Origin of the sequence: Aeromonas sp. 9A, from assembly GCF_963900955.1 — a bacterium.
GTDB lineage: Bacteria > Pseudomonadota > Gammaproteobacteria > Enterobacterales > Aeromonadaceae > Aeromonas > Aeromonas salmonicida.
Genome location: NZ_CAWRFG010000001.1, coordinates 1,816,912 through 1,829,985, shown reverse-complemented (window position 1 = coordinate 1,829,985; position 13,074 = coordinate 1,816,912). Strand labels below are relative to the sequence as shown.

Below are 13,074 nucleotides of genomic sequence, written 5' to 3'. Positions count from 1 at the left end.
ACCTTGCGAACAGGATGGATTGTTACAAGTTGTACATGAAGAAAATTATCAGCAAGGTACTGATTAATAACATCTTGGTGTCAGGCAGTACCGAGCGCCACGCTAGGTGGCCACCTGCTCTGGCGGCGTGAAGACCCCGGTGGAGAGGTAGCGATCCCCCCGATCACAGATGATGGCCACCACCACCCCCTGCTTGATCTCTGCCGCCACCCGCAGGGCACCGGCCACGGCACCACCTGAGCTGACTCCGCAGCAGATCCCCTCCTCCCGCGCCAGTCGGCGCATCATGACCAGCGCCTCCTCTTGCGTCACATCTAGCACCCGATCGACTCGTTGTGGCTCAAAGATGGCGGGCAGATAGGCTGCAGGCCAACGGCGAATGCCCGGGATCTGGCTCCCCTCTGCCGGTTGCAGGCCTATCACCTGCACCGCCGGGTTCTGCTCCTTCAGATAACGGGAGACCCCCATTATGGTGCCAGTGGTGCCCATGGCGGAGACGAAGTGAGTGACCGCCCCCTCGCTCTGGCGCCAAATTTCGGGGCCGGTCGACTGATAGTGGGCATCCGGGTTGGCCGGGTTGTTGAACTGATCGAGCACCAGCCCCTCGCCGCGGGCCTCCATGGCCAGCGCCAGATCCCGCGCCTCTTCCATGCCGTTCTCCACCAGCACCAGCTCGGCGCCATAGGCCTGCATGGCATCTCGCCGCTCCTGGCTCATGGTACGCGGCATGATGAGCCGCATCCGGTAACCTCGCGCCGCCGCCACCATGGCAAGGGCGATCCCTGTGTTGCCGGAGGTGGCCTCGATGAGCCGGGCTCCCGGCAGCAAGCGACCGCTCGCTTCGGCGCTCTTGATGAGGTTCAGCGCCGGCCTGTCCTTGACCGAACCGGCGGGATTGTTGCCCTCCAGCTTCACCAGCAGGGTGACGTCGGGCCAGGGATTGATGCGGCGCAGGGCCAGCAAGGGGGTATTGCCAATCAGATCTTCCAGCGTGGCGAAGGCCATAATGGGATCCATCCTCTGTTAACTGTTCTATACCTTGGCTAGCGGGTATGCACCCGATGGGGTTCGCAGTGTAAGCGAGCCCGCACAGTTGGCAAAGGGTTGCCAACATGGTCAGATAGCCCCATCCCCCGTATCGAGGAGCAAGCATGAGCGAGATCATTCATCAGGCCAACCAGCAACAATTCATCTGTGTGGTGGATGGCAAGGAGTCCAGGCTGCGTTACCGCCGGCTCGATGCCAAGACCATAGATGCCTACAGCACCTTCGTCCCGCCAGAACTCAGGATACAGGGCATCGCCGATCAGCTGGCGCGCACCTTCTACGACTGGACCCAGGCCGAGGGGCTCACCATAGTGCCCAGCTGCAGCTACATAGACGTCTGGCTGCGCCGCAATGCAGGTTGAGGTGCTGGCCCAGTTGGCACAAGACGACGCTGACTTGAGAGCGCAGACAGAGCGCCTGCTGCGAGCCGATCGCCAGCGGATGACCTGTTTGCAGGCCGCCGCCAAGCTGGCCCTGCCCGACTGGGCGCTGGGGGCGGGTTTTATCCGCAACCTCATCTGGGATCACCTGCACGGCAAAGCCGTACCTACCCCGCTCAACGATATCGATCTCATCTACCTCGACCCCCTTGACCCGCAAGGGTTGGCAGAGTCTGAACATGAGCAGTGGCTGACGGCCCGCCTGCCCGGCCAGCGCTGGGAAGTGCGCAATCAGGCCCGGATGCACCAGCGCCAGCGGGTTTCCCCCTTTGTCAGCAGTCTGGAAGCCCTCAGCCACTGGGTGGAGGTACCTACCTGCATCGGGGTCAGGCTGCTGCCGGACGAGGAGTTCGAGTGGCTGGCCCCCTACGGTTTTGCCCACAACTGGTCCCTGCAGGTGAGTGCCAATCCGCGCTGTCGTCAGGAGAGCCAGGTGTTTGTGCAGCGCATCCAGGAAAAACGTTGGCTGAGCATCTGGCCTGACCTTGTGGTGAACTGGCCATAACCGCATTGCAATGTTTCGGCAACCTTGGGCACACTAGGGAAAAGCTGTTTGTAACTCAATGGGTTAAATAATGCGCGACTTCTTCTCTCTCGAACGCTGGCTACCGGGCCTCGCCGCCCTGCTGCAATACCAGCGGGCCTGGCTGATGCCGGATGTACGCGCTGGACTGTCGGTGGCGGCCGTGGCGCTGCCCGTGGCCATCGCCTATGCCGAGCTCGCCGGCGTGGGGCCCCTGGTCGGCCTCTACTCCTGCATACTGCCCATGCTGGTCTATGCCCTGTTTGGCACCTCCCGCCAGCTCATCGTCGGCCCGGATGCCGCTACCTGCGCCGTCATCGCAGCGGTAGTGACCCCGCTCGCCGCCGGTGATGCTACCCGCCACTGGCAACTGGTGATGACAATGACCGCCATGACGGGCTTCTGGTGCCTCATCGCCAGCCGCTTCAAGCTGGGGGTGCTGGCGGACTTTCTCTCCCGCCCCATACTGATGGGGCTGCTCAATGGGGTAGCCATCACCATCATGGTGGGGCAACTCTCCAAGATCTTCGGGTTTACCTTCGATGAGCGTTACCTCATAGAGCGGATCGCCAGCGGGGCCTACTACATCACTCAAACCCATCTGCCGACCCTGGCCATGAGCCTGACCGCCTTGCTCACCCTGCTGCTGGCCAAACGTTACAAGCCTGCCTGGCCCTCCTCCATGGTGGCCATGGTGGTGACGGGGGCGCTGGTATGGGGTTTCAGCCTTGGGGATCACGAAATCGCCACCCTCGGTCTGGTGGGCTCGGGCCTGCCCGCGTTTCAGCTCCCCCAGTTTCCTCCCGGCCTGATGCGCGAACTGGTGCTGCCCGCCTTGAACCTCGCCATGGTGAGCTTCGTCTCCATGATGCTCACCGCCCGCAGCTTCGCCGCCAAAAACGGCTACGAGATAGATGCGGACAAGGAGTTTCGGGCCCTTGGCATGGCCAATCTGGCGGCCGCAGCCTCTCAGGGCTTTGCCATCAGCGGCGCCGATTCTCGCACCGCGGTCAACGATGCCAACGGCGGCAAGAGCCAGCTGGTCTCCATCATAGCCGCCGCCGTGATCGCCATCATCACCTTCTATCTGACGGCGCCGCTGCAATACATACCCACCGCCGCCCTCGGCGTTGTGCTGGTGATGGCGGCGCTGTCACTCACCGACTTTCGCGGTCTGTGGGCTCTGCGCCACTCCGACAGATCCGCCTTCTGGCTCGCGCTCATCACCTTCATCAGCGTGCTGGCCATGGGGGTGATCCCGGGGATCACCCTCGCCGTCTTGCTGGGTCTGTTCCAGTTCCTGCGCAACGTGATGCGCCCCACCGATCAACTGCTCGGCATGGATGACGAGGGGGTAGTACGCACCCTGGGGGACAACGAACAGGCCAAGGCCATTCCCGGCATCCTGGTCTATCGCTTCAACTCGCCGCTCACCTACTTCAACGCCCCCTACTTCAAACGGCGGGTATTGGCGCTGCTGGTACAGGATCCCCACAATCCCAAGTGCCTGGTGGTGGATGCGGTGGCCTGTTTCACCCATCAGGACATCAGCGTGATGAGCATGGTGGGGGAGCTGCACAGGGATCTGAAACGACGCGGCATTCACATGGTGATGGCCGGTCGCCACGGCCAGATGAGCCAGTGGCTCAAGCAGGCGGGGATCCGGGTGGGCGACGAGGGTGTCATCCTCTGCCCCGACATGTATCAGGCGCTGCGCATGACCCGCTGCTACCGCGAGCCGGTGTTCAAGGATGACGCCGTGGTGGAGAGCACCACGGACGCCATCCTCTCCCACTGGCCCCAGGATGATTCCCTGCCGGACTCGGCGCGGCTCACCCTGCCCTCAGAGCAGGAGGCGGGCGCCACCCTGGCCTGATCGGGTGCCAGACCATGCCCAGGGCTGGTCTGGCACACTCTCCTCCCAAGGCAAGATTGCACCCCGCAGGCTCTTGGTGTTAAATGCCCGTCCAGATGGCGCTGACGAGAGCCATCCCCAGTATTTGGACATCCCATGCAAACTCAACCCCACGCGGGCCCGGGCACACTTTTCTCCCTGACCTGGCCGCTGTTTATCGATCTCGCCCTGCACTTTCTGACCGGGGCCCTCAACACCTTCATGGTGGGCCACGTCTCCTATCAGGGCGTCGCCGCACTGGCGGTCGGCAACCAGGTGTTTGATCTGGCCATCACCTTGTTCAGCTTCGTCAGCATAGGCACCAGCGTGGTGATCACCCAGTATCTGGGGGCTGGCGATCGGGAAAAAGCCCGCATCGTCATCCACACCGCCATCGGCTTCAACCTGCTGGTGGGGCTGGTGGCCGCGGTCGGCGTGCTCGCCGGTGCCGGCACCATGCTCTCCCTGATGAACCTGCCCGCCCACCTGATGGGCGATGCCACCCTTTATTTGCAGATCATCGGCCTGTGCCTGTTGCCGGAGGCGGCAGCGCTCTGTCTGGCCGCCACCCTGCGCGCCCACGGTCATACCCGTCAGGCCATGTACGTGACCCTGACCGTCAACCTCATCACCTTCGTCGGCAACCTGCTGCTGCTCTACGGCTGGTTCGGCCTGCCCCAGCTTGGGGTAGCCGGGGTCGCCATCAGCACTGTGGCGGGTCGCATCGTTGGCGTCGTGCTGCTGGTGTGGCTGGTGACGCGCAAGACAGGCATCCGCTTGCGTCTGCCCGAGATTGTCCGTCCCAGCAAGGTCATGCTGGACAAGGTGCTGCACATAGGCCTGCCGGCGGCGGGGGAGAACCTCTCCTGGATGCTGCAGTTCATGGTGGTCACCGCCTTCGTCGGCCTGCTCGGTGACAAGGCGCTGGCGACCCAGTCCTACTTCTTCCAGATCTGCCTGTTCATTCTGCTGTTCGGCCTCTCCATCGGCCTTGGCAACGAGATCATCATCGGCCATCTGGCGGGGGCGCGCCGCTTCGAGCAGGCCTATAACCAGCTGATGAAGAGCCTCAAGTTAGGCCTTATCGTCACTACCCTGATCGCCATCGCCGCCGCCCTGAACGGCCGCGCCATCATCAGCCTGTTCACCGACGATCCGGACATCATCACCCAGGTGGCACAGCTGTTTCTCATCAGCCTCATCCTCGAACCCGGCCGCACCTTCAACCTGGTGGTGATCAACGCCCTGCGTGCCACCGGGGATGCCCGTTTCCCGCTCTACATGGCGCTCGTCTCCATGTGGGGGATTGCCGTTCCGCTCGCCTATTTCCTTGGTATCATGCAGGGTTATGGACTGGTCGGCATCTGGTTGGCGCTCGCCTGCGATGAGTGGGTGCGCGGTCTGGCCATGTTCTGGCGCTGGCGCAGTCGTCGCTGGCAAAACAAAATTCTTGTTGAAACATAAGCGGAATCACAATGAAGAAAATCGGACTCTTGTTGGCTGCCATCCTGCTCAGCCCGCTGGCCATGGCGCAAACCGCGCCCGCCGCCCCCAAGGCGCAGGCCTCCAAAATCTGGTATGTGGCGCCCATCGCCATCGACGAGACGAGCGAAGCCCAGAAAGCATTGACCAAAGATTTTATGGCCCAGATGATCAAGACCATCAAAATCAACGAATACCAGACAGGCAAAGCGCTTGGCAAAACCAAGGATCCCAAGTGGCTAATCCGCACCAAGTTGATGCCTGCCAGCACTGAGCCGCTGGTCGGCAAGAAGCACCCGCAGGGTCTCACCTACGGCAAGGGCGTCCCCACCCAGGAAATCGTCGGCGAGCTCATCATGAATGGCACGCTCGTCGCTCATGTGGGGCAGGGCTGGCGTGAGCCCATAGTGCCGGGCACCCCGGTGGCCGAGAAGATCACCATAGCCAACTACCAGTACGCAATCGGCAACGAAGCCAAGGCGCCGGATCTGGAAGAGCTGGCAGCGCAGATAGGCTTCGAAGTGGGCAAGGTCATCGCCCGCGATGGCAAGCCGCTGCCCGAGAAGAAAAAGAAAAAAGAGTAAACGCCATACCCGTTACGAAAAGGGGCCTTGCGCCCCTTTTTGCTGCCCCCTTGCCAGCCCGCCGCCGTCATCAAACCGTCACAACTGTGATCGAGATTCCAGTTTGAAGCTCAAAACCTTACTTACAAATGACTTATCAGCTTGTGATTCAATGAGTTAAAAATGATCTTCCCCATGCAGCAAATCATTGGTTCCGAATTCGATCGGGATCACATTTATCTCTGGGGGGAAGGGGTACTTTTGTTTTGAAGGCACAATCAAACGAAACCAAGGAGGCTTCATTACATGTTCCCAGAGTACAGAGATCTCATCTCGAAACTGAAGAGCAGTGATGTCCATTTCCAGAAGAAGTTTGACTTGCACAACGACCTGGATGCGGAGATTAGAAAGTTGGAAAAGCATCATGCCAGCGACTACAGCTCCGAGGTGAAGGATCTGAAAAAACAGAAACTCAAACTGAAAGAGGAGATATACGACATCCTCAAACAACATCCACATTAGACGCCTCGACGAATACCCGGATAAGCAACTTATCCCTCCAGCCCGGCTCAAGCCGGGCTTTTTATTGGCCGCTCACGACGGCGCTAAGTAGACCCTATCAGGCCGCCAACGGCAGCCCAAGCCACCCCACTCCCAGAATGCCGATCGTCCCGGCTATATATTGCTCTGTCATCATCCCCTTCTCCTGCTTGACGCTGTTTGCCCCGCAGCTACCTACCTTGGAATGAAAAGAAAGAATTAGTCTGCACCATAGGTGCGATATCATCCCATACTTAGTTTTTTATATTGGCGTGTGAAACTTTAGTTCGTATAGCAGTTTCAAAACCGAAACGATTACCGTCAATTTGATCGCTTGGACGGATCCTGAACAATTCAATATTAGCAATTGAGAAAATACCATTCTTTAATTCATCATTTAGTTTTGCTTTATCAGTATCATGATAAGCACTATCTACTTCAAAAAAATATTTGGGAGTATGATTATCTGTCGGATCATAAACAACAAAGTCAATGATTGCCTTGAAGAAGTAATTCTTTGAGTTTACCCCAAGATGCTCTTGTATTTTATCAAATTCAAAAATATTGCTTAAAGCAACATTTGGATAAATGAAATAGGTAGGGAAAACATTTTTTAATGCTTGGTAAAACTCAGATTCCAATTTACTTTTAAACAACGGTTGTAGCCAATCAACCCGCATAGCTTTAGGTTTTCCCGTCGGAGTTGATTGTAACCTTTGACTTGTAGCCACTTCCTTTTCTTTAGTCTTTTCAATAAATTCTTTGGCATTTGTTGAATGGATACACAACTTGGAAAATGCTATCAATGATGATGGCTCACTCTTTTCCAAAGCTGAAAACCCTATATCCTCGATAGTATTGCGCGCTGATTCACTTATGTAGATATATTTAGCCAGTTCCAACCTTAGATATTCAAAACACAACTTACCCACCAATATATATTTCTCATTTGAAATATAACTAATAAACTCACTTTCTAAAAATCTGCAAATGCTCTGCCATTCAGCTTGATTTCGCATTAAGGCATTATGTTTTGTTTTAGCTAATAAAAGAATCTCTGACCATTTTTGTTCTTGCATCAACTTATAGAATTCTTCCATAAATAGTCCTTTTAAATAAATCATATCGCATAGAAATCGATCACATCAATATCTTGTTATTCCGTATATCCTGCCCAGCCTCATTCCACATATCAACACATCATTTTTGATTCTCAAGATATTACAACCATAACGACCGTGCTTACAGTCAAATAGCGAAAATAGACCCTCTTGCACTCCAGATACAAAAAGCGGGCCGCTGGCCCGCTTCGCTATACAGAATTATCCCCATCATCATACCGGTGGATGGAAATGGCTGGCCTCCCGGGTCGCCATCTCCTCGTAGGTGGCCCACTTCTGCCAGGCAACCTGTTGCGCCACCTGCATCAGCCGTTCGGCTTCCTCGGGGTGGCTCTGGGCCAGCACCTGGTAGCGGTTCTCCTCTGCCCTGTACTCGGCGAGCGGAATGGAGGGGCGCAGGCTGTCGAGGCTGAAGGGGTTCTGCCCCGCACTGCGCAGTACAGGGTTGTAGCGCAGCAGCGGCCAGTGACCCGAGTCCACCGCCCGTTTCTGCTGGGTCAGCCCCAGCTCCATGTCGATGCCATGGGCGATGCAGTGGCTGTAGGCGATGATAAGGGACGGACCCGGATAGGCCTCCGCTTCGCGCAACGCTTGCAGCGTCTGCTGCGGGTTGGCGCCAAAGGCGATACGGGCAACATAGACGTTGCCGTAGGAGATGGCCTGCAGCGCCACATCCTTCTTGGCCAGCGTCTTGCCCCCCGCCGCGAACTTGGCGACGGCACCGAGCGGGGTCGATTTCGACATCTGGCCGCCGGTGTTGGAGTAGACCTCGGTATCCATCACCAGCACGTTCACGTCGCGCCCGGAGGCGAGCACATGATCGAGCCCCGCCGAGCCGATGTCATAGGCCCAGCCATCGCCGCCGATGATCCAGACCGAGCGGCGCACCAGCTGATCGATAAGGGACAGCAGCTCGCGAGCCTTGCCGGATTTCACCTCCTCCAGCCGCTCACGCACTTGCGCGACCCGGGTGCGCTGGGCACGGATCTCCGACTCCAGCCGCTGCGGGGCGCTGATAAGCGACTCCACCAGCTCGGCGCCCAGCTCCCCCTTCATCGCCTGCAAGGCTGTCACCGCCTGACCATGATGCTGATCGGCGGTGAGGCGGAAGCCAAAGCCGAACTCGGCGTTGTCCTCGAACAAGGAGTTTGACCAGGCGGGCCCCTTTCCTTCGCCATTCTTGGCCCACGGCGTAGTCGGCAGGTTGCCGCCATAGATGGAGGAGCAACCGGTGGCGTTGGCCACCAGCATGCGATCGCCAAACAGCTGGGTCAGCAGCTTGAGATACGGGGTCTCGCCACAGCCAGCGCAGGCACCGGAGAACTCGAACAGGGGCTCCAGGAACTGGGCGCCGCGCACGGTGGAAAAATCCACCCGCTCGCGGGCAGGCCACGGCAGGCTTTCGAACCAGCGCAGCGCCTGTTTCTGGCCAGCCAGATGCGGCGCCTTGTCCATCATGGTGATGGCGCGCGTGCCTTCATGTTCCTCATCAGCCCCGACCCGCACCGGACAGGCCTGCACGCACTGGCCGCAGCCGGTGCAATCCTCCGGATAGAGCTGCAGGGTATAGCGGCTGTCGGGGAAGCCCCTGGCGGTGACGGGCACCGACTGGGCCGCCTCGGGGGCGGTCGCCAGCCAGTCCTGATGGTAAAACTTGGCCCGCAGCGCCGCGTGGGGGCAGACAAAGACGCAGTTGCCGCACTGGATGCAGATATCGGAGTGCCAGATGGGGATCTCGCGGGCAATATCCCGCTTCTCGAAGCGGCTGGTGGCGGTGGGGTAAGTGCCATCCACCGGCAGCATGGAAACGGGGATGAGATCGCCGCGCCCCGCCAGCATCTCGCCAGTGACCCGCTGGACAAACTCGCTGCCCCCCGGTGCCAGTGGCAGCGGATAGTCGCTGATCTGCTCGTCCCCGGCCGGGATCTCCACCTTGCAGAGGTGAGCCAGGGTATCGTCCACCGCAGCGAAGTTGCGCGCCACCACCTCGGGCCCCTTGCGGGCATAGCTCTTCTCTATGCTCTCCTTGATCAGCGCAATCGCCTCGTCCCGTGGCAAGACCCCGGCCAGCGCGAAGAAGCAGGTCTGCATTATGGTGTTGATGCGATTGCCCATGCCGTTTTGCTCGGCCACCCGATCCCCATCGATGCAGTAGAGCTGGATATTGAGGGCGCGGATACGGGCCCGCAGCCGCTCGGGCAGTTGGCCCCACACCTTGTCAGCCTCATGGGGGGCATTAAGCAGCAGGGTCGCCCCCTCCGCAGCGTGCTCCAGCAAGTCCATCGATTCGGTGAAGCTCCACTGGTGACAACCGATGAAGCTGGCCTGCTCGATAAGCCAGGGGGCGTCGATGGGCTCGGGGCCGAAGCGCAGGTGGGAGACGGTGCGCGAGCCCGACTTCTTGGAGTCGTAGACGAAGTAGCCCTGGGCGTGGAACCCCTCCAGCTCGCCGATGATCTTGATGCTGTTCTTGTTGGCGCCAACCGTGCCGTCGGCGCCAAGGCCGAAGAAGAGCGCCCGCACCCGGCTAGGAGGCTCCAGATCGCCGATGGGGTGCCAGGCCAGACTGAGGCCCGAAACATCATCCACTATCCCCACGGTAAAGCGCGGGCGCGGCGCATCGGATGCCAGCTCCTCAAACACAGCCGCGCACATGGCCGGGGTGAACTCCTTGGAGGAGAGGCCATAACGACCGCCACTGAGCCAGGGCAGCCGCTTGAGAAGGCCGCGCTGCAAGCCATCGATCAGGGCGCTCTGCACATCCAGCAGCAGCGGCTCACCCCCTGCGCCCGGCTCCTTGGTGCGATCCAGCACCGCCAGCCGGCGCACGCTGGCAGGCAGCGCATCGAGCAGCGCCTGCACAGGGAAGGGGCGATAGAGGCGCACCACCAGGACCCCTGTCTTGCGATCCTGCTGGTTGAGCCAATCCACAGTAGTGCGGGCAGTGGCCGCCCCGGAGCCCATCAGCACGATGACGTCGGTGGCATCAGGGGCGCCGTGATACTCCACCAACCGGTAGTGGCGGCCGGTGAGGGACCCCAGCTTGTCCATGCACTGCTGCACCCGCGCCGGAACTGCCTCGTAGAAGGGGTTGACGCTCTCGCGGGACTGGAAATAGGTATCCGGGTTCTGGGCGGTGCCGCGCATCACCGGATGATCCGGGTTGAGCGCCCGGGCGCGGTGGGCCCGCACCCAGTCATTGTCGATAAGGGCGCGAATTTCATCCCGATGCAGGGCCGTGATCTTGTTCACCTCGTGGGAGGTACGAAAACCGTCGAAGAAGTGGATAAAGGGCACCCGGCACTGCAGGGTGACACTGTGGGCAACCAGCGCTAGATCCTGCGCCTCCTGCACCGAGCCGGAGGCCAGCATGGCAAAGCCGGTGCTGCGGGCCGCCATCACGTCCTGATGGTCGCCAAAAATCGAGAGCCCCTGCGCCGCCAGTGAGCGGGCCGCCACATGGAACACAGCCGCGGTCAATTCGCCTGCGATCTTGTACATGTTGGGCAGCATCAGCATCAGCCCCTGACTGGCAGTGAAGGTGGTGGCCAGCGCCCCCGCCTGCAGGGCACCGTGCACAGTCCCGGCCGCTCCCCCTTCACTCTGCATCTCCACGACTGTGGGGATGTTGCCCCACAGGTTGGTCTGCCCTTCGTCCGCCCAGGCATCGGCCAATTCAGCCATGGTCGAGCTCGGGGTGATGGGGTAGATGGCGCACACTTCACTCAGCTGATACGCCACCCGGGCCGCGGCTTCGTTGCCGTCGACCATGATCAATTCATGTTTCATTGGGACTCCTCCGGTTGGCGCAGCTCGATAGCATGACAAGGGCACTGGTCGTGACAGGCACCGCAGCCGGTGCAGCGCGTCGCATCCACCAGATACCCCAGACCCGGCCCCAGTTTCTCGATGGCCTGCTCGGGACAGCTGCCATAGCAGCCGTCGCACTCGAAGCAGTTGCCGCAGGAGTAGCAGCGCGCCGCCTCGTAACGGGCGGCCGTCTCATCCAGTCCGCCTATGATCTCGCCAAAGTCATCCCGCGCCCACGCCGGTTTGACCGGCTGACTGCTGGCGGGCGCGTGGGTCTGGAACCAGAGTTGCAACTGCTCGGGCCCCACTAATGGATAGGAAAGCGGTTTGTGGTAGTGGCGACCGCGCAGCCAGGCATCCATATGGCGCGCCGCCTTCTTGCCGTGGCCGGTGGCGATGGTGACGGTGCGCTCCGAGGGCACCATGTCACCGCCGGCAAACAGGCCCGGCACATCCGTCATCAGGTTGTCGGCTACCTGCACCACTCCCTCCTGGTTGACCCGCACGCCGGGGATGCACTCCAGCACGCTCAAGTCCACCTCCTGCCCCAACGCCAGAATAAGGGAGTCCGCCTCCAGGGTTTCGAACTTGCCGGTGGGCACCGGTTTGCCCTCGGCATCCAGCGCCATCACCTCCACTTCAATGCTGGTGTTGTCGAGCTGGCGAATGCTGCGCAGCCAGTTGATCTTGATCCCCTCCTCCTCGGCTTCAAGGGCTTCGAAGGCGTGAGCAGGCATATGGTCCCGGTCGCGCCGGTAGATGATCATCGCCTCTTCAACGCCCAAACGACGGGCGGTACGGGCCGCATCCATGGCGGTATTGCCGCCACCGTAGATCGCTACCCGCCGTCCCAGTTTGGGAGGCGGCAGTCCCTGCTCTTCGGCCAGACTGGCCTGCTCGAGGAAACTCACCGCATCGAGGATCTTGCCCGCTTCCCGGGCCGGAATATCGACCCGCTTGGCCAGATGGGCGCCGATGGCCATAAAGACGGCGTCAAAGCCCCCTTGATCGCGCGCCTTGAGCACGTCTTCCACCTTGTGGTTGAGGGTGAGTGTCACCCCGGCAGCAAGGATGCGGGCCACCTCCCTGTCCAGCACGTCGCGGGGCAGCCGGTAGGCGGGGATGCCAAAGCGCAGCATGCCGCCAGCCAGCGGCCCCGCTTCACGGATCTCCACCTGATGGCCGAGCCGGTTGAGGTGCCAGGCACAGGAGAGGCCGGAGGGACCGGCGCCGATCACCAGCACCTTCTTGCCGCTGGCAGGAGCTGGCGGCGCGGGCAGCCAGCCTTTGGCCAGCGCCTCGTCGCCGAGGAAACGCTCGATGGCGTGAATGGAAACGGCATCATCCACCTGGGCGCGGTTGCAGGCGCTCTCGCAGGGGTGATAGCAGACCCGGCCATGGACGGCAGGCAGGGGATTTTCTTCGATCAGGGTCTGCCAAGCTGCTTCAAAGCGGCCCGCTTCGGCGAGGGAGAGCCAAGCCTGGATGTTCTCGCCAGCCGGGCAGGCGTGGTTGCAGGGTGGCAGGGCCGGCCGCCAGACGGGCAGCCGGGTACGGACCGGGCCTGTTCCCGTTTTCTGGGAGAGATCCGGCTGTGGGGTCATATCCAGTTGTTTGCTCATACATTGCTTTCTTCTTTTTGTGTGACAGGCCC

At 60.4% G+C, this 13,074-nt stretch carries 10 protein-coding genes; 6 read left to right on the top strand and 4 right to left on the bottom strand.

All coding sequences use genetic code 11. The features are described 5' to 3' along the window. Nucleotides 1-102: 102 nt before the first annotated feature. On the bottom strand, nt 103-1,017 hold the full coding sequence (gene cysM, locus AACX78_RS08700; protein ID WP_087756050.1) for a cysteine synthase CysM: 915 nt from the start codon (nt 1,015-1,017) through the stop codon (nt 103-105). Between the two features lie 134 nt (nt 1,018-1,151). Here cysM and AACX78_RS08695 point away from each other — a divergent pair, with 134 nt between their 5' ends. The 6 genes from AACX78_RS08695 (at nt 1,152) to AACX78_RS08670 (ending at nt 6,471) form a co-directional block, all read left to right on the top strand. Beyond that, nucleotides 1,152-1,409 (top strand): GNAT family N-acetyltransferase, encoded by a 258-nt coding sequence (locus AACX78_RS08695; RefSeq protein WP_005313036.1) that lies wholly within the window; start codon nt 1,152-1,154, stop codon nt 1,407-1,409. Beyond that, on the top strand, nt 1,399-1,992 hold the full coding sequence (locus tag AACX78_RS08690; protein WP_159165956.1) for a nucleotidyltransferase family protein: 594 nt from the start codon (nt 1,399-1,401) through the stop codon (nt 1,990-1,992). Before AACX78_RS08695 ends, AACX78_RS08690 begins: the two co-directional genes overlap by 11 nt. A 70-nt stretch (nt 1,993-2,062) precedes the next feature. Then, a complete protein-coding gene (locus AACX78_RS08685; protein ID WP_159165955.1) occupies nt 2,063-3,886 on the top strand; it encodes a SulP family inorganic anion transporter in 1,824 nt (607 codons plus the stop codon). Nucleotides 3,887-4,021: 135 nt separating this feature from the next. Further along, nucleotides 4,022-5,368, top strand: a complete 1,347-nt coding sequence (locus tag AACX78_RS08680; RefSeq protein ID WP_042468540.1) for an MATE family efflux transporter — start codon at nt 4,022-4,024, stop codon at nt 5,366-5,368. Between the two features lie 11 nt (nt 5,369-5,379). Next, nucleotides 5,380-5,970 (top strand): hypothetical protein, encoded by a 591-nt coding sequence (locus AACX78_RS08675; protein ID WP_159165954.1) that lies wholly within the window; start codon nt 5,380-5,382, stop codon nt 5,968-5,970. 285 nt (nt 5,971-6,255) lie between these two features. Beyond that, nucleotides 6,256-6,471, top strand: a complete 216-nt coding sequence (locus tag AACX78_RS08670; protein WP_005313020.1) for a YdcH family protein — start codon at nt 6,256-6,258, stop codon at nt 6,469-6,471. A gap of 272 nt (nt 6,472-6,743) precedes the next feature. Here the strand turns inward: AACX78_RS08670 and AACX78_RS08665 are convergent, their stop codons facing one another. From AACX78_RS08665 to AACX78_RS08655, 3 genes are all read right to left on the bottom strand, one after another. Then, nucleotides 6,744-7,589, bottom strand: coding sequence for a DUF2726 domain-containing protein (locus AACX78_RS08665; protein ID WP_159165953.1), 846 nt, complete (start codon nt 7,587-7,589; stop codon nt 6,744-6,746). 234 nt (nt 7,590-7,823) lie between these two features. Further along, nucleotides 7,824-11,399 (bottom strand): pyruvate:ferredoxin (flavodoxin) oxidoreductase, encoded by a 3,576-nt coding sequence (gene nifJ / locus AACX78_RS08660; RefSeq protein ID WP_159165952.1) that lies wholly within the window; start codon nt 11,397-11,399, stop codon nt 7,824-7,826. Further along, nucleotides 11,396-13,042 carry an NAD(P)-binding protein gene (locus AACX78_RS08655; RefSeq protein ID WP_159165951.1) on the bottom strand — a complete coding sequence of 549 codons (1,647 nt, stop codon included), beginning with the start codon at nt 13,040-13,042 and terminating at the stop codon, nt 11,396-11,398. The genes nifJ and AACX78_RS08655 overlap by 4 nt, the downstream gene beginning before the upstream one ends. Nucleotides 13,043-13,074 lie beyond the last annotated feature (32 nt).